Source organism: Dyadobacter beijingensis DSM 21582, from assembly GCF_000382205.1.
Lineage (GTDB): Bacteria > Bacteroidota > Bacteroidia > Cytophagales > Spirosomataceae > Dyadobacter > Dyadobacter beijingensis.
This window is the reverse complement of record NZ_KB907788.1, coordinates 899,312-917,438: the sequence shown is the minus strand read 5'-3', so window position 1 is coordinate 917,438 and position 18,127 is coordinate 899,312. Positions and strand designations below refer to the sequence as shown.

General features: G+C 52.2%; 13 protein-coding genes. 9 read left to right on the top strand and 4 right to left on the bottom strand.

Translation table 11 applies throughout. The features are described from left to right. Nucleotides 1–6 precede the first annotated feature (6 nt). From H144_RS0117390 to pyrG, 3 genes are all read right to left on the bottom strand, one after another. A complete protein-coding gene (locus tag H144_RS0117390; protein WP_051100141.1) occupies nucleotides 7–1,713 on the bottom strand; it encodes an ABC transporter substrate-binding protein in 1,707 nt (568 codons plus the stop codon). A gap of 122 nt (nucleotides 1,714–1,835) precedes the next feature. Continuing rightward, nucleotides 1,836–3,647: a membrane protein insertase YidC gene (gene yidC / locus H144_RS0117385; RefSeq protein ID WP_019943372.1), complete on the bottom strand. Its 1,812-nt coding sequence runs from the start codon at nucleotides 3,645–3,647 to the stop codon at nucleotides 1,836–1,838. 86 nt (nucleotides 3,648–3,733) lie between these two features. Beyond that, the gene (gene pyrG, locus H144_RS0117380; protein WP_026350775.1) at nucleotides 3,734–5,398 is read right to left on the bottom strand and encodes a CTP synthase; all 1,665 of its coding nucleotides are present in this window, start codon (nucleotides 5,396–5,398) and stop codon (nucleotides 3,734–3,736) included. A 194-nt stretch (nucleotides 5,399–5,592) separates the two neighbouring features. Between pyrG and H144_RS0117375 the strand changes: the two genes are divergently transcribed. Then, a complete protein-coding gene (locus tag H144_RS0117375; RefSeq protein ID WP_019943370.1) occupies nucleotides 5,593–6,489 on the top strand; it encodes a PIG-L deacetylase family protein in 897 nt (298 codons plus the stop codon). A gap of 150 nt (nucleotides 6,490–6,639) precedes the next feature. Here H144_RS0117375 and nspC read toward each other — a convergent pair whose 3' ends face one another. Then, nucleotides 6,640–7,797, bottom strand: coding sequence for a carboxynorspermidine decarboxylase (gene nspC / locus H144_RS0117370; RefSeq protein ID WP_019943369.1), 1,158 nt, complete (start codon nucleotides 7,795–7,797; stop codon nucleotides 6,640–6,642). A 123-nt stretch (nucleotides 7,798–7,920) separates the two neighbouring features. On the opposite strand from nspC, the gene H144_RS0117365 reads away from it, so the two are divergent. From H144_RS0117365 to H144_RS0117325, 8 genes are all read left to right on the top strand, one after another. Beyond that, nucleotides 7,921–8,508 carry a 3'-5' exonuclease gene (locus tag H144_RS0117365; RefSeq protein WP_019943368.1) on the top strand — a complete coding sequence of 196 codons (588 nt, stop codon included), beginning with the start codon at nucleotides 7,921–7,923 and terminating at the stop codon, nucleotides 8,506–8,508. Beyond that, nucleotides 8,505–9,386: a bestrophin family protein gene (locus H144_RS0117360; RefSeq protein WP_019943367.1), complete on the top strand. Its 882-nt coding sequence runs from the start codon at nucleotides 8,505–8,507 to the stop codon at nucleotides 9,384–9,386. Before H144_RS0117365 ends, H144_RS0117360 begins: the two co-directional genes overlap by 4 nt. A 321-nt stretch (nucleotides 9,387–9,707) precedes the next feature. Then, on the top strand, nucleotides 9,708–10,121 hold the full coding sequence (locus H144_RS0117355; RefSeq protein WP_019943366.1) for a hypothetical protein: 414 nt from the start codon (nucleotides 9,708–9,710) through the stop codon (nucleotides 10,119–10,121). A gap of 484 nt (nucleotides 10,122–10,605) precedes the next feature. Beyond that, the gene (locus tag H144_RS0117345) at nucleotides 10,606–11,007 is read left to right on the top strand and encodes a hypothetical protein (RefSeq protein WP_019943364.1); all 402 of its coding nucleotides are present in this window, start codon (nucleotides 10,606–10,608) and stop codon (nucleotides 11,005–11,007) included. Nucleotides 11,008–11,184: 177 nt separating this feature from the next. Continuing rightward, nucleotides 11,185–12,096 carry a helix-turn-helix domain-containing protein gene (locus tag H144_RS0117340; RefSeq protein ID WP_019943363.1) on the top strand — a complete coding sequence of 304 codons (912 nt, stop codon included), beginning with the start codon at nucleotides 11,185–11,187 and terminating at the stop codon, nucleotides 12,094–12,096. Nucleotides 12,097–12,264: 168 nt separating this feature from the next. Further along, on the top strand, nucleotides 12,265–13,656 hold the full coding sequence (locus tag H144_RS0117335) for a TolC family protein (RefSeq protein WP_229207923.1): 1,392 nt from the start codon (nucleotides 12,265–12,267) through the stop codon (nucleotides 13,654–13,656). Nucleotides 13,657–13,705: 49 nt separating this feature from the next. Further along, nucleotides 13,706–16,966, top strand: a complete 3,261-nt coding sequence (locus H144_RS0117330) for an efflux RND transporter permease subunit (protein ID WP_026350773.1) — start codon at nucleotides 13,706–13,708, stop codon at nucleotides 16,964–16,966. A 24-nt stretch (nucleotides 16,967–16,990) separates the two neighbouring features. Continuing rightward, nucleotides 16,991–18,127, top strand: a complete 1,137-nt coding sequence (locus H144_RS0117325; RefSeq protein ID WP_019943360.1) for an efflux RND transporter periplasmic adaptor subunit — start codon at nucleotides 16,991–16,993, stop codon at nucleotides 18,125–18,127.

The window sequence follows — 18,127 nt, the reverse complement described above, 5'->3', positions numbered from 1 at the left end:
TTGGTATCATCTGTCCACCGGCGCCCATTTGGAGCCGCTGAATTTGAGGACAGGGGTAATCTGGTTTTCATTCGCCTTGGTATAATCGAAGCCCGAGAGCAAATACTCTTCGCTCCCGTATTTCCGCGATTGCAGACCGGACGGTAACTTATCCTTGTACTTGGAAAGCATCCGCCCGAAGAAAAGGAGCTGGTCGTAGCCCTGGTAGGAGTACACCGAAGGGAATGTGCTGGTTTTGTTGTAATAGTTCTTCTGAAACTGTCGGATCGTCTCCTTCTCCCGATCGATATAATCGGCATCGATGAGCGACAGGCGTGCTCCGTAACGCGAGAGGCGGGATTGCTGGCTGTTGAAGCTCGTCGAGGTAGCCACTACCGGCAATGCATTCAGCTTGCGGCTGTTCAACAGATCGATCAGATGCCCGCCCGATTCGCCGTCCGACGAAAAGAGCGCGATATGGGCCGGCTTGTTGGTTTCAAACGAAGGCACATTGCTTTCCATCCACTCCCGGTCCGGCTGGATTTTGGACATGGCCATTACCTTCCCTCCTTTTGCCTTCCATTCGGTGGCGTAAGAAGCGGCCATGGCCGAGTCCTTGGCCGTATTTCCGTAATAAATGACCGTGTTAAGCCCCGGCGAAAGCGTCCGCATCCATTGTGCCGCTTTCTGGGTTTGATAGGCAATGGAAGGATGCCCGAGGTAAATGTTGGAGCCCGATTTCAGCAGGTTTGCATCGGTCGACAGCGGATTGAGCATAATAGCATTGCTGCCCGAAACAAAATCCGCCGCTACATCGAAAGTGCCCGCATACAACGGCCCGATCACCATGTCCGACAGCTGGAAGTTCTTGTTACCGGCGATGGCCTGCATGCCCCGCGGGTCGTTGCTCACATCGTAAGCCCACAGGTTCACGCTGATACCCTCCGTTTGCAATTGCTCCTTTGCGATCATCAGACCGAGGTAGTAGTCGTAGGCAAACTGGTTTGAACGGCGTTTGGAATTGGCAAATTCATCGAGGCGGAATGGCAGCAGCACGGCCACGTCCAGGTAACCCTTCGTCCATTGCGTATCAGATTTAGGTGCGCTGCGTTTTGGCGCCTCTTCTACTTTTTCGCTCTTTTTAAACTTGAACTGCTTGTCGAGCTGCTCGGCATAGGCCAGGTCGCCCTGCGCCGGCGTGCGGGCTGACTGGATCGACTGGTACACCATCAATGCAATGTCTCGGTCGGAAGGATATTGTTTTTGGAGGTCTTTCAATTTCAGGAAATCGCTGATCGCGCCGAGGTGGTGCTGCTTCAATGCCTGAATATCCTTGTTGAACGACGAGTCCTTGATCTTCGCCAGCTGGTCGAGACCATCGCCGATCTGCCCGTTGGCGAAGCTGATCGATCCGAGCAGGTAATACACATCGTTGATCCTGTTCCAGCCGGGGTAGCGGCTCTGGAGCTGGACCAGCATTGGACGGGCATCCTTATAGCGTTTCAGCTGGAAAGCGCTCAATGCATAGTAGTAATGCGCATAAGGCGAATAGGCCGTTTTTGCATTCACGCTCGTCATGGGATAGAACTTGTCCATCGCTGCGGCGTATTTACCTGTTTTATAATCTGCCAGGGCCGACCGGTACCGGCTTTCCGCCTGCGCATTGCCCTGCGCGTACGAAGCTCGGTACAAACCGATCTGGACTGTCAAAATCAAAAAAAAGATAAGTCTCATCAGGATTCCGGGGTCAAGATTGTGCTGGGTAGTGGGCTGCAAAAATCAGCCCAAAATGGAAAAAAACGGGCAATATCCCAACCGGAACATTGCCCTTTATTAATTACGATCTAAAAAACCTTTTATTTCTTTTTGGTCTTTTTCTCTAATTCAGCCTGTTTCTTTTTCGCCTCTTCCGCAGCTTGCAGCGACTTTTCAAGATACTTCTGGAATTTGTTTTGTTTCTTCTCGCCTGTCGCGTTTTTCTTGCGGTTTTCTTCCAGGATATTTTTGATTTTATCCTCGTTAACGAAACGCTTGATCAGCAGCTGCTGCGCGATGGTCACGATGTTTGAAACAAAATAATAGAACGTCAGACCGGCGGGGAACGAGTTCAGGATGAACATGAACATCAACGGCATCACGTAACCCAGCGCCTTCATATTCACCGGTCCGGGCTGTGTAGGGGTATTCTGGTTGTTATAGTAGGCATAACCAATGCTGGAAGCCGTCATCATGATCGTGAACAAGCTGATGTGGTTACCGATACCGAACGGCACATTGAACGGCAGCTTGAAGAACGAATCGTAAGTCGAAAGGTCGCTTGCCCACAGGAACGATTGCTGGCGCAGCTCGATCAGGTTCGGAAAGAGGAAAAAGAGCGAGAACAGGATCGGCATCGTAGCGAGTACGGGTACACATCCGCTCAGCGGACTCACGCCGACCTGCTGGTAGAGCTTCATTTGCTCCTGCTGCTGCTTCGCGATATCGTCTTTGTTCTGCTCGCGGATCTGCTCCAATTCGGGTGCCAGCAAGCGCATTTTCGCCATGCTGATGTATGAACGGTAAGTCAGCGGCGTCAGCAATGTTTTCACAAACAATACCAAGAGGATGATCAGCAAGCCGTAGTTGCTCACGAACCCTTCGATGAGGTTGAACAACGGAACGAGGACGAATTTGTTGATCGGTTTCAGGAATGCGTACCCGAGGTACACGTTCTGGTCGAAGTTCTCGGCTTTTACCTTATCTACAATATGGTATTCGTTCGGGCCGAGGTAATATTGGAAGTTAGCCTCCCCTTTCTGGACTGCCGCGGTAGGGATGCCTGCGAAAACGTTCATGTTTTTCACGATCACCGAATCCTCCGGATTGACGTTCGCGCGGAGCACGACGTTATTGAACGCCTGTTTTTCGGCGATCAGTCCTGCCAGGAAGTATTTGTGCTTGATGGTAAACCATTTCACCGGGTCGGCGGTCTTCTCTTCCTCGTTGGAAGTAGGGCTGGTAGGAAGACTTTTCAGCTCGTCCGTGTAGTAGTTAACGGTAACCACCTCACGGTTTTTCTTCATATCGTTTTCCAGTTGCAGCAGGTCGTTGTCCCAATGGAATTCCAGCGATTTGTTCGCCGGCAACGCGCCGCTCGCCTTGATCCCGTAATCGATGACGTAACCCGTGCCGCGCACGACGTAGGTTTGTTCAACTACCAGGCTGTTTTTCAAGGTAGTACGGTAAGTAACCACCGCTGAGTCCTTCTCCGCCAATGTGCGGTCCTGCGCGTCGGTGGTGAAAAACTGGTCGGTCAGCCGGACATCGCCGGTCGCCGTAGGCAGGTCGATCTGGAAGTTGTTGTGCTTATCGGCGATCAGGTAAAGGGGTTTCTGATCGTAGGTTTTGTATTTTTTCAACATTACCTCTTTCATCACACCGCCCTTGTTGGTGAATACAACGCGGGCGTCCTGGGTTTCGATCACCAGGTCTTTTTGCGGAATGATGGAAGCTGAATCAACTGATTGTGAGGAATCCGGGGTGGCGGTGGAAGCAACCGAAGCAGCTTTGGGGGCCGCCTTCTTTACTTCTGCTACCGGTGTTGGTTCCACAGGTTTCGGGACCAGTATCTGGTAGCCTATGAGCATCAGCATGATCAACACCAGGCCGATTACAAAATTTTTATCCATTATTTACTTTAAATTGTTGGAAATAGTATACCGCAAGGGGTCGGCAAAGGTAACAAGAAATTTTTCTTGTCACCTTTAAATTGTGATCAGTGGGAAACCGGGTTCAGGGTTTCTACCGACCTTTTTTGCAACGAATAACTCAATGCAGCCGCTACGAAATTGACGAAGATCGGGTGCGGGTTCATTACCGTGCTTTTCAGCTCGGGGTGGAACTGCACACCAATGTAGAACGGGTGCGTCGGCAGCTCGACCATCTCCACCAGGTTGTTGTCCGGGTTGATACCGGTTGCGATCAGCCCTTTTTCATCGAATTCTTTGAGGAACTTGTTGTTGAACTCGTAGCGGTGACGGTGACGTTCGCTGATATTGGTTTTGCCGTAGATCCTGTGCGCAAGGGTATCCTTTTTAATGCGGCACTGGTAAGCACCCAAACGCATGGTACCTCCTTTATTGGAAATGTCCTTCTGGTCTTTCATTAAATGGATTACCGGATGATCGGTAGAGGCATCCATTTCCACGGAATGCGCATTCTCCCACCCGATCACGTTACGGGCGTATTCGATCACGGCCATTTGCATACCGAGACAGATCCCGAAGAATGGAATGTTGTTCTCACGCACATACTGGATCGCCGCGATCTTTCCTTCGATCCCGCGCTCACCGAAGCCGGGCGCCACGAGTACGCCGTCGAGGTTTTCGAGTTTCTCCACCGCATTCTCGGCAGTAAGGCTTTCCGAGTGTATCCATTCGATATTCACCTTGCATTCATTGGCCGCACCGGCGTGGATAAACGATTCCACGATCGATTTGTAGGCGTCATGCAGCTCCACATATTTACCTACCAGACCGATACGCACCGAATCCACGGGGTTTTTCAGTCTCGAAAGGAATGTCTTCCACGAATCGAGGTCTACGTCCTTGTCGTTATAAATGTCGAGCATATACAATGCACGCTGGTCGAGGCGCTCTTTGAGCATCAGCAAAGGCACGGCGTAAATCGTGTCCGCATCCATCGCTTCGATCACCGAGTTGACCTGTACGTTACAGAACAGCGCGATTTTCTTGCGGATATCATAAGGCAACGGGTGCTCCGTGCGGCACACGAGAATGTCCGGCTGGATACCCGATTCCTGCAACATTCTTACCGAGTGCTGGGTCGGTTTGGTTTTCAGCTCGCCTGCGGAGTTCAGGTAAGGGATCAATGTAAGGTGGATGACCAGCGTGTCCTGCTCCTCCATTTCGAATTTCACCTGACGAACCGCTTCCAGGAACGGCAGTGACTCGATATCCCCTACGCAGCCCCCGATTTCCGTAATCACAATATCGTAATCGCCGGATTGGCCCAGCAACAGCATGTTTCTTTTTAGCTCGTCGGTGATGTGCGGAACCACCTGTACGGTTTTTCCAAGGAAGTCGCCGCGACGCTCGGCGGTGATAACGTTGTGGTAGATACGCCCCGTAGTGACGTTGTTGGCCTGCGAGGTGCGAACGTTGAGAAAACGCTCGTAATGGCCCAGATCCAGGTCGGTTTCAGCCCCGTCGTCCGTTACGTAGCATTCGCCATGCTCGTAGGGGTTCATCGTACCCGGATCGATGTTCAGATACGGATCGAATTTTTGAATAGTGACTGAGAGACCTCTGGCTTGTAGTAGTTTAGCTAGTGATGAGGCAATTATTCCCTTGCCAAGTGAAGATGTAACACCGCCCGTAACGAAAATGTACTTAGCGGTCTTTCGTGCTTTGGAAGCCATAAGACTTTGCTGTTTTTCTATGATTACGGGATACAAAGATACAGGATTATTAGAAGAATCTAAGCGGGGCCTGTTTAAATATTTGACTGGAAGACAGTAAGAGGCTGGGAGTAAGCCCGGTTATCAAATATAATTTTTTCAAAATATAAATTTCTATTTTGCACTTGTTCCAAACCTATAAAACCTTAATAGAAATGATCAGAAAGCTACTTTTACTGCCCGCATTGCTCGTTTGCGGCGCTACCGCCTGGGCCCAGCAAACCGCCGATCCGAAGCAGCCGCTCAACATTATCGTCTTCGGCGCCCACCCCGACGACTGCGACCTCGGCGCTGGCGGCATTGCCTCCATGTACTCCTCGATGGGGCATAAGGTGAAGTTCGTGTCGCTGACCAATGGCGACAAGGGCCATCAGGATATCGGCGGCGGGGAGCTGGCTAATCGCCGCTACAAGGAAGCACAGGAAGCCGCGCGCCGCTGGGGCATCCAATACGACATTCTCGACAACCATGACGGCGAGCTTTTCCCTACCCTCGAAAACCGCCTGGCCGTGATCCGCAAAATCCGCGAGTGGAATGCCGACGTCGTCATTGCGCCGCGTACGAACGATTACCACCCCGATCATCGCAATACGGGCGTGGTCGTGCAGGATGCTGCCTATCTGGTGATCGTGCCCAATATTCTCAGCAGCGTCCCGCCATTGACAAAAAACCCCGTGTTCCTCTATTTCCGTGACCGTTTTCAAAGACCGAACCCCTTCCGCCCCGATATCGCGATCGATATCACGGAAAATCTTGCTAAAAAAGTGGACGGCCTGGATGCGCACGTTTCCCAATTTTATGAGTGGCTTCCCTGGACAAACGGCGATCTTGCTAATGTTCCCAAAGACGTGAACGAACGTAAAAAGTGGCTCTTTACTTCCATGGAAAGACGCTCGTCGGTAACCCCGGAAATCAAGGCATCCCTGGATAAATGGTACGGCACAGAGAAGGCCGGGCAGGTGAAATATGTAGAAGTTTTCGAGATCACCGAATATGGCAAGCAGCCCTCCGCCGAGGAAGTGAGGAGGCTGTTCCCGATGCTGCCGAGGTAGAAAGTCTATGAGTTCATGAGTTTATGAGTAGACGTTATTGCCCGGAAAACTGTCGACTCATAAACTCACTGACTCCTAAAATCACTTGTACTTTTCCAGGAACTCTTTCAAAGCACAAGTAACCGATACACGCGAATTCATTTACTCTTACTACGATAACCTATCCTTGAAGCTCTCGTAGCCGTAGGAGCGTACAAGCTGAAAATCTCCACTGGCTTTCCATATCCCGATGGAAGGTAAATTAACACCGTTAAACGTAGTCGTCTTCACCATGGTATAGTGGATCATATCCTCAAATATGATTTTATCGCCAATTTCCAGCGGCTTATCGAACGAGTAGTCGCCCATGTAGTCGCCTGCGAGGCAGGTCATTCCACCCATGCGGTAGGTCGGCTTACCAGGCTCCGGTTCCTGGTAGGCGCCGCGGATAACGGGCTTGTAAGGCATCTCCAGTGTATCGGGCATATGGGCCGCGAAGGAGGTGTCCAGAATCGCCACATCGATACCCTGGCTGTCGAGCACGTCGAGTACCGTCGTGTACAATATGCCGGTGCGCCAGGCGATAGCCGAACCGGGTTCGAGGATTACTTCCAGGTTGTACTTTTCCTTGATGGTACTAACTAATTTTATTAGCTTACTAATGTCGTATCCATCCCTTGTCATCAGGTGACCGCCGCCCATATTGAGCCACTTTGCCTGGTACAGCAAATCACCAAACCTTGCCTCCAATGCTTCGAGCGTCCGCTCCAAAGTGTCGCTGCCATTTTCGCACAGCGTATGGAAGTGAATGCCGTCGATCCCTGCGGGAAGCTCATCGGGCAGCTTGTCGCGCGTGACGCCCAGGCGCGAGCCCGGCACGCACGGGTTGTACATGTCCGTGGCCACTTCCGAATACTGCGGATTGACGCGGATACCGCAGGAAAGCGTCTTGTCGGGGTTGGCTGACTGATAGGCCTCTACCCTGCTCTGGAACCGTTCCCACTGGCTCAGGGAGTTGAATGTAATATGGCTGCTGCGCTGCATGATTTCCTCGAATTCACTGTCGAGGTAGGCAGGCATATAGGTATGCGACTGGTATCCCATGAAATCGTTGATGAGCTTTACCTCGTTCAGCGAGCTGGCGGTGGCGCCGGAGAGGTATTCCTTCACGATCGGGAAGGCGCTGTACATGGAAAAACCTTTGAGCGCGAGGATAATCCTGCATCCCGCCGCCTTTTGTACCGAGTCGATCAGTTCGAGGTTTTTGCGGAGCAATTCCTCTTCCAGAATGAAACACGGGGACGGAATTTCTTTAAAATCGATGGGCATTTGCTATAAATGAGTGTTGATTGAATCTTCTTGCATGCAATGATTGCATAATTTTGTACACAAAACTATAAGTTTGAGTTTCCAAATCATGACCATTTTTCCAACAGCCCTACCAGCGCCCTTATGTCCTTCCTTGTTTTAGATATCGAAATGACCGGGCCCGAACCGGGCTGGAACGAGATCATCCAGATCGGTGCGGAGTTTTTTGACGACAATTGGCGCCCGCTCGGCACCTACCTGCAAAATGTGTATCCGGAGAACGAGGAAGCGTTTTCCGTCAAATCCGAGGAAGTGCACGGCCTGTCATTGGCCGACCTCGAAGACGCGCCGATGATCTACGACGTGCTCCCGGAATTTGAAAAATGGATCAAAAAACTCAATGCGGGCAAGCCAAGCCTGGCCAACGTGATCATTTGCGGCCAGAGCGTGATCAACGACATCAACTTCCTGCGCTTCGCCTACCGCAACGAGAAAATGAAATGGGGCTTCTCCAATAAGCAGCTCGACCTCCATACCGTCTCCTACCTGTTTTTCCAGATTCTCGAAAAGAATGGCAAACAGGTGCCCCGGTCCCTGAGCCTGGGTTCCGTGGCGAGCTATTTCGGCTTCGAGCGGGAAGAAGAGACCCACAATGCCTTGGAAGACGCCCGTCTTACCGCCAAATGCTTTAAAGAATTTTTCAAGCTCATCGACCACGTCAAACTCGTATGATCGATTATAATCCGAAGGAGTGGTTCCGCTACATATTCTATTTCCAGAAGGCCGACACCGTGCGCAAGCTCGCGCCCATGATCCTCACCATGGCGGCCTATTCCAGCGTGATCGCCTACCTTATTATAGTACATTTCAGAATCAACGAGAACAACGACCTCAAAAACATCTCGCTGATGCACTCGCTGCTCGGCTTCGTGATTTCGATGCTGCTCGTTTTCCGCACCAATACTGCCTACGACCGCTGGTGGGAAGGCCGCAAGCAATGGGGCTCGCTCATGAACGGCAGCCGCAACCTTGCACTGAAAATCGCCGGGCTGATCGGTCCTGAGTATGCGGCCGAGCGGCAGTTTTTCATGAAAATGATTCCGAATTACGCCTTCTCCCTGAAAAACCATTTGCGCAACCGCTATATCTCCGAGGATTTTGAGGACAGCGCATTATTCGGGAAATCGTCGCTGATCACTACCGACCACATTCCTAACCAGATTGCCGCGGCACTATTCGCCAAAGTGATCGAACTGCAACGCAAAGGCATATTACTGCCCGAGCACACCTTGCTGTTGAACCACGAGCTGGAAGGTTTTACCAACATCTGCGGTGCCTGCGAGCGGATCAAAAATACCCCTATCCCACTCTCTTACAGCTCCTTCATTAAGAAATTCATCTTCATTTACTGCCTTACGCTGCCGATCGGTTATGTGTTCAGCCTGCATTTCCTCGTCATTCCGTTCGTGATGTTCGTGTTCTATATTCTGGCAAGTCTGGAGGTCATCGCGGAGGAAATCGAGGACCCTTTCGGCGAGGATAGCAACGATTTACCGATCGAACGGATTTGCAAAGGCATTCAGACATCCGCCCACGCACTGCTCAAATAGCCCGGGCAATCGCGGAGAAGTTAGAGAATGATTAGAAACTGATTAAAATGTAAATTTTTTCCGGAATTTTTACCGGCTCGCATTTCAGGAGGTTTCCGGACAGTTTTCATTTTTTCGAAGAAAATGCGTTTTACCTGAAACCTGATTTTACTCAACTCCGGTTTTTAGCCCCCGATCATCCTGAAAATCGAACCTGATTTCATCCGAATGACCCATTTTGCTACTTATTAGAGCATTTGAAATTGGTATTTTCTGTTGTTAATTTTCATCTAACCCCTCCTGACACAGGGGCTAAATCAGTGAAAATTAAAGAGTAATAACATGAAAAAAGCCACATTTTTGATCGCTATATTAATCATCGGGTTGTTCACCATAACTGCCAATGCGCAGTCGATCGTAGACCCCGGGATTTCGGTTTATAACTACAAACATCCGAACAAGGCTGCGCAGGCCAAAGCCGCCGGTAAGGACCAGAAGACGGTCCGCGTGGCGAACATCCGCACCGTGGAGCGTTTCGGTAAATACCAGCAAGGCTACGTGAGCACAACGCCCAAGTATGCGCCACGGCCCGCCACGCTCGTGGTGACGCGCGAGTACAAGCCCGAAGGCGTGGAGATCAACCCGCTGCTCTCACCGCGCAACTACAAAACGCCGACCATCAGCGTAAACAAGGATACGGCGCAAATGGCCGACTATTATACCGCGCCGGATAAGGTTTATCCAACCCGCGACTAGGCGTCCCCGACTTAGGCGTCCCCGACTAGGCGTCCCCGACTAATAGTCTCCCGCGCATTCAAACGCCGGCCTTTCGGGGCCGGCGTTTTTGTTTTAATTGGTCCCCGATTTGAACTGGATCAATAATCATTTGAATTTTATAGTTATTTGAAAATTCAAAAAACGGTGGAGCGCAGTTGTAAATCGGTTTCAACATTTCGCTATCGTATAGAGATCGCGTCAAAAATGCATCCTACTATTTATCAAAAAGTTCAAATTAAGGTGATTAGGAGTTTTTTTGGCTTTTTTTGTCTGTTTTGAACGACACGTTTTCGCCTCTTCAAAAAAGTTAATTCTTTCCGATCAGAATGCTAATGCGCTGAAAAATAAATTAATGAGTGATTGAATTTTATAGTTCAATGTTTGAAATGGATATGAATTGTAAAAAAGTGTACAGGTAATTTTGGAAACAAATCCTAACAACCTTTTCTGTAATTAACCTGACATGAATCCTAAGCCACTCATTTTCGCAGCATTCCTGGCATTGGCGACCACGCTCGGCCAGGCGGCCCAGGCACAGCCCGTCCGCATCACGGATCCGGGCATTTCTTCCCACAATTACAAGCATCCCAACAAAGCAGCGGCGGCGCCGAAGGCCAGGCTGGTTGTCGAATCGTCGAACCCGGCGCTCGCCGCCCGCTTTGCTACTTTGAACCTCGGACGCCCGGATACCGACCCGACGCCGAAATATGCGCCACGCGAAGTCCGTTTCGTGGTGTTCACGCGCCAGCGCAAGCAGCGGAACGGGATCAATCCGCTGCTGTCCGCCCGCAACTACAAAACGGGTAATGGTGTACACGCGAACAAGCCCGTTCAGCAAGAAGAATGGATTTGCGGTACGATGTAATTATAACAAATGCTACCCATTACCCAGCCGGTGTCTTTCACACCGGCTTTTCCCATTGGTAGCCCCGAGAAGGGTTTAACCGGGAAATTTTTGGATGATACCAAGGCATACTCCTATTTAATTAATTTTTAACCACCTGGCTTTGTAGCCAATATTTGAATTTCATAATTTCAGCTCATGATACCGAATGAGACCGTAGCACATTTTTACCAGACGCACCCTGCTGCGAAAGGGCTAAAAGGTCCGGACAAAACGACCGGGGATGAAGGCCACTTCAATGTGTTCTCCAGGGTATTCTGCAACAAATACACTTCCTATGCCCGCCGCGACTTCTATAAGATCTCGCTGATCCTCGGAAAAGGGAAAATTACCTACGGCAACCAGGAGATCGAAATCAACCGCAATGCACTGGTTTTCTTCAACCGCAACGTGCCCTATTCGTGGCAGGCGCTTTCGGAAGAGCAATCGGGGTACTTCTGCCTGTTTACCGATCAGTTCCTGAGCACGATCAACCGGTCGGCCACGGTGAGCGACTGCCCGATCCTGCGCAGCGACGCCATCCCGGTCTATTTCATCAATGAAGAACAGGAAGAATACCTGCTGAGCATTTTCGGCAAAATGCAGGCCGACATCGAATCGAATTACGTGCACAAGTACGACCTCATGCGCAATTACGTGAATGTGCTCGCGCACGAGGCGATGAAAATGCAGCCTTCCGGCGCCAATGACGTGCATATCAACGGCTCCCAGAAGCTGTCGTCCCAATTCCACGAGCTGCTCGAAAGGCAGTTCCCGATCGAATCCCCCGAGCATAAGCTCAAACTGAAAACCGCCAAGGATTACGCGATACGCCTCGGCGTGCACGTGAATCACCTCAACCGGGCCCTGAAAGAGATCACCGGGAAAACTACCACCGAACACATTATCGACCGCGTGCTCGCCCAGTCGAAAGTGATGCTCCGGCATTCCAACTGGAGCGTCGCCGAGATCGCCTTCTGCCTGGGTTTCGAGTACCCTGCCTATTTCAACAATCTTTTCAAGAAGCAAATCGGCATTACCCCCAAGTCTTACCGGACCCACGAAAGGTAGCCTTGTTTGAATATTATAAGTTATTGTTTGAAAGTAATAAACAAGCTCACCCGGCCCGGATTTACCTTTGCGAAGCAATTCGACGGGCCTGGCGGTCACCACAATGGTGACCAGATATGATGTCCACACACTCGCCCCGGTTCAGTTGCCATATAATTCTGAATGCAAATGACATCAAAGAAGTATTTCCCCTCCCTGCTGCTGACCCTCTCGCTGGTCGGCGCCGGTGAAAAACTGAGTGCCCAAACGCTTACATTACAACAGGCCGTGGAAACGGCCGTCGCCAACTACGGCAGCATCAAAGCCAAGACCAACTACCTCAGCGCTTCCAAAGCCACTGTTCTGCAAAGCAAAAAGGAGTATTTACCCAACCTCAACCTCTCCGCCCAGCAGGATTACGGGACGGTCAACGGCCAGAACGGCCCGCTGTACGGCCTGGGGCTGTCGGTGGCGTCGTCGGGGCTGCCGCTTGCGCACCAGAACTGGAACTCCGCATTCGGTGCGCTGTACCTGACGAACGTCAACTGGGATTTCTTCGCATTCGGCCGAGCCCGTGAGCGCATTAACGTGTCCCAGACGGTCGTAAACCGTGACCAGGCCGATCTGGAACAAGAGCAGTTCCAGCACAGCGTGCGCACGGCCGCCGCTTACCTGAACCTGCTGGCCGCCCAGCGGCTGATCCGTTCGTGGGAAAACAACCTGGAACGCGCCAACGCATTGAAAACCGTCGTAGTAACCCGCGCGAAAAACGGCCTGATACCGGGTGTAGACTCGTCGCTGGCCAATGCCGAAGTGTCCAATGCGAAGATCAGCATTACGCAGGCCCGCGACTTCGAGCAGGAACAGGCCAACACCCTGGCCCGCCTGATGGGCATCACCGATCAGCGTTTTCAGCTCGATACGCTGCTTCTGAGCCGGGTGCCGCGTGTAGCCGCCGACAGTGCCGCGAAGCCGCAAAACCATCCGTTGCTGCGGTTCTATTCCAATCGCATCGCCGTCAGCGAGCAGCAGGCCAAATATTTCCATACGCTGGCCATGCCTACCTTCTCGCTCTTCGGCGTGTTCCAGGGCCGCGGGGCAGGATTTTCGTCGAACTACGCTGCCGACCAGACGGCCTATACCCATAACTACCTCGAAGGCATCAAGCCCGTGCGGTACAATTACCTGCTCGGTATCGGTGCCACCTGGAATATGACGAGCATGCTGCGCACACGGCAGCAGGTGATGTCGCAGAAGTTTGTGTCCAATGCATTGAAAGAAGAGTACGACCTGGCCGACCAGCAGCTGAAAAACCAGCTCATTTTGTCGGAAACGAAGATCGGCAATGCCATTACCAACTACCGCGAGGCGCCGGTACAGGTGCAATCCGCCTCCGATGCTTACCTGCAAAAGAGTGTTTTGTACAAAAACGGCCTGAGCAACATCGTGGATATGACGCAGGCGCTCTACGTGCTCAACCGCGCCGAAACGAGCCGCGACATCGCCGTGACCAACGTATGGCAGGCGGTGCTGCTCAAAGCCGCCGCGAGTGGCGACATCGGCGTGTTTCTGAATCAATAACCACGCCTGACCACACACACATTCGTTACTAAACATACATTTTCGTAACATGGATTTAATACGTTTTGCATTACGTAAACCCATAACCATCATGGTGGTGGTGGCCGGTTTATTCTTTTTCGGTATCAATGCCGTGCGGAACATCAAGGTCGATATTTTCCCTAAGCTGGACCTGCCGGTGATGTACATCGCCCACCCGTTCGGGGGCTACACGCCAACGCAGATGGAGACCTTTTTTGCCAAACAATACATCAATATCCTCCTCTACGTCAACGGTATCAAGAGTATCGAAACGAAGAACATCCAGGGCCTTACCCTGATGAAGGTGAACTTCTACCCCGGTACCAACATGGCGCAGGCTTCGGCGGAGCTCAGCGCATTCACCAACCGCGCCCAGGCCATTTTCCCGCCGGGTTCCAACCCGCCGTTCATTATCCGTTTCGACGCGTCGACGTTGCCCGTAGGCCAGCTCGTGCTCAGCAGCGAAAAACGCAGCAACAACGAGCTCCTCGACCTCGCGAACGTGTACGTGCGCTCGACATTTACCTCCATTCCAGGCCTTGTCTCCGCGCCCCCATTCGGCGGTAACATCCGTACGGTGGTCATCAAGGCCGACCCGGAACTGCTCCGCGCACACAACCTGACGCCCGATCAGCTTGTAGAGGCATTGCGCGTCAACAACCAGACCGCCCCTTCGGGTAACGTGCGCATTGGTGATAAAAACTACATTACCCCTACCAACACGACCATTCATACCGTCAAGGAGTTTGAAGATATTCCACTTTTTAAAGGTGGCGTGCAGAACCTGTACCTGCGCGATGTGGCTACCGTAGAAGATGGCGCAGATGTCGCTTCGGGCTACGGGCTGGTGAATGGCAAGCGCTCGGTGTACCTGAGTATTGCCAAAAGCGCCGATGCCTCTACCTGGGAAGTGGTGCAAAATCTAAAAAAGGCCATTCCACGCATTCAAAGCACATTGCCGGAAGATGTGAAGATCAGCTACGAGTTCGACCAGTCGACTTACGTCATGAACTCGGTGATGAGTTTGCTCACAGAAGGCGCCATCGGCGCGATATTGACCGGCCTGATGGTACTCCTGTTCCTGGGCGACGCCCGGGGCGCATTGATCGTGATCCTGACCATCCCTACATCCATTATCTCCGGCGTATTGTTCCTGAACCTGTTTGGGCAGACGATCAATATCATGACGTTGAGTGGGTTAGCACTCGCCATCGGTATTCTGGTGGATGAAAGTACGGTGACGATCGAGAACATTCACCAGCATTTTGACATGGGTAAACCGAAGGCACTGGCCATTTGGGATGCCTGTAAGGAAATTGCATTTCCCAAGCTGCTGATCCTGTTCTGTATCCTGGCCGTATTTGCCCCTGCATTCACGATGGGCGGCATTCCGGGATCGCTGTTCCTCCCGCTGGCATTGGCGATCGGTTTCAGCATGATCGTTTCGTACTTCCTCGCGCAGACGTTCGTGCCGGTGATGGCCAACTGGATCATGAAAGTGAAGCATCATCACAAACCCGACGGCTCGAAAATGACCGATGCCGAAGAGTTCGCCGCATCGGGCCTGAGCAAAGATCCCGACGCACAGAAAGAGGCAATGCTGCACCGCGCCGACGCCGACCAGAATGGCAAGATCAGCACATTCGAACGCATCCGCGGACGGTTTATGCGCTTCATTAACCGCGTGATGCCGTTCCGCAAACCCATTGTGGCGGCTTACCTGATCATTACCACGGCATTGGCCGCATTGCTGCTTTCCAATATTGGCAAGGATGTTTTGCCCAAAGTAAACGGCAGCCAGTTCCAGGTGCGCCTGCGTGCCCCCGAAGGTACACGTATGGAACGCACGGAAGAGAAAACGCTGAAAACGATCGATATCATCGAAAAAATCGTCGGTCCTGAAAACGTATCGGTCACCTCGGCCTATGTAGGCCAGCACCCCGCATTGTTTTCCGTAAACCCGATCTACCTCTTCATGGCCGGTCCGCAGGAAGCGGTTTTACAGGTAGGCTTGCATGAAGAGTTTCATACCAATCTGGATGAATTGAAAGAAAAGATCCGCAGGGAGGTGAAAAAAGCGATTCCCGACCTCGCAATGTCTTTCGAACCCATTGAACTGACCGACAAGATCCTGAGCCAGGGGTCCCCTACGCCGATCGAAGTACGGATGTCGGGCCGCGATAAGACGCTGAACGAGCAATATGCACAGAAGGTAATGGCTAAATTGAAGGAGATCAGCTATTTGCGTGATATTCAGTTGGGGCAATCCAACAAATACCCGGCGATCAAGATCGAGGTAGACCGGATGCGCGCCGCGCAGCTGGGTGTGGATATGAACGATGTTTCCAAATCCCTCATTGCCTCGACCTCATCGTCGCGCTACACCGATAAGAACATCTGGGTGGACGAAAAAGGCGGTTTCAGCTACTCGGTGCAGGTACAGGTGCCGGAAAGCAAAATGAGCAGCATTCAGGAAATCGGGGAAATCCCATTGCTCAGGAATGCCAACCGGCCTGTGCTCGGCGACATCGCGACCATTACCCCGGATACCACTTATGGTGAAAACGACAACCTCGGCGCCATGCCTGTACTGTCGGTCACGGCCAACCTCAACAACAAAGACCTGGGCGTAGCGCAGGCCGACGTGCGGGAAGCATTGGCATCCCTGGGCGAGCTACCGCGCGGCCTGACGGTGGAATTGGTCGGTTTGAGCCAGACATTGACCGACACGCTCGACAGCCTGCAAAACGGGCTGGTGGTGGCCATCGTCGTAATCTTCCTCATGCTGGCCGCGAACTTCCAGTCGTTTAAAGTATCGGCCATCGTACTGGCTACGGTTCCGGCGGTAATCCTCGGCTCTCTCGCATTGCTGATGGTGACGGGCTCCACATTGAACCTTCAATCGTACATGGGCATTATCATGTCGGTGGGGGTATCTATTTCAAATGCGGTACTTTTGATAACCAATGCGGAACAGCTCCGCAAGCACAGCGGTAATGCGATCGAAGCGGCCAAGGAATCGGCCGGGCTGCGGCTCCGCCCTATCGTGATGACCGCCGTGGCGATGGTAGTTGGTATGATCCCGATGGCCAGCGGGCTCGGCGAAGCAGGCGACCAGTCGTCGCCATTGGGCCGTGCGGTAATCGGCGGGCTGATCGCCTCCACCTTCGCGGCATTGTTCATCCTCCCGCTCGTGTTCGCGTGGGGACAGGAAAAAGCCACGACGCAAAGCGTTTCGCTCGACCCCGAGGATGAAGAAAGCAAGTACTATGTTCCGATGACCCGTTAATTTAAACTTCGAACCTATCCGACCATGAGACATATTCATCACATCGCCATGACCGTGCTCGTTGCAGGCGCTGCGACGGTCCTGCAAGGCTGCGGCTCCTCGCATGCCGAAGAAGAAGAAAAGAAAAAAGCAGCAGCCGAAGCTACTGCCAATGCTGCGGTGGTGGACGCTTTTCCCCTGAAAAAGGAACAGCTGGCGTCCAACATTCAGATTCCGGGCGAGCTCATCGCCTTCCAGCAGGTGGACATTTATGCCAAAGTGAGCAGTTTTGTTAAAAAGCTGCATGTAGACGTCGGCAGCGAAGTGCGCGAAGGCCAACTGTTGGCTACAATGGAAGCACCGGAGCTGACCTCCCAGCTGGTAGCAAGCGAATCGCGGTTGAAATCCTTTGAAGCCATTTACGCGGCGAGTAAAGCCAATTACGAACGTTTGCTCGAAACCAGCAAAACGCCCGGTACCGTCTCGCAGAACGACCTGGACGTAGCATTGGCCAAGCAGCGCTCCGATCTCGCCCAGCTAGACGCCGCCCGCTCCACCAGCCGTGAAATCACCGATAATCGTAATTACCTCGAAATCCGGGCACCATTCAGCGGTATTATCTCCGCGCGTAATGTAAGTACGGGCGCCTACGTGGGACCGTCGGGCAAAGGCTCCGAATTCCCGCTTTTCACGCTCGTGGAGCAGCGGAAGCTGCGTCTCGTCGTGAGTGTGCCGGAGCAATATACCAGCTACCTCAAAAACCAGAGCCAGGTTACATTCAAAGTGAAGTCGCTGCCGAACCAGAGCTTCCCGGCCAAAGTGAGCCGTCTTGCGGGTGCATTAGACGCCCGCCTGCGCTCGCAACGCACGGAAATGGATGTGGTTAACACCGATAGAAAACTTTTGCCTGGTATGATCGCCGAAGTTTCGATCCCATTGTCGGGTGATGCAGGCACATTTGCCGTACCGCGGTCGGCCGTGCTCAATTCTACCCAGGGAACGTTCGTGATCAAGGTCGTGGATAACAAGGCCGTTTGGGTGCCCGTCAAAACAGGCAGCAGCAGTACCGACAAGACTGAAATTTTCGGGGATGTGAAAGAAGGCGACGTGCTCGTGAAAGTCGCCAATGAAGAAATCCGCGACAATGCGGATCTGAAAAACGTGAAGCAGGCCGAAATTTAG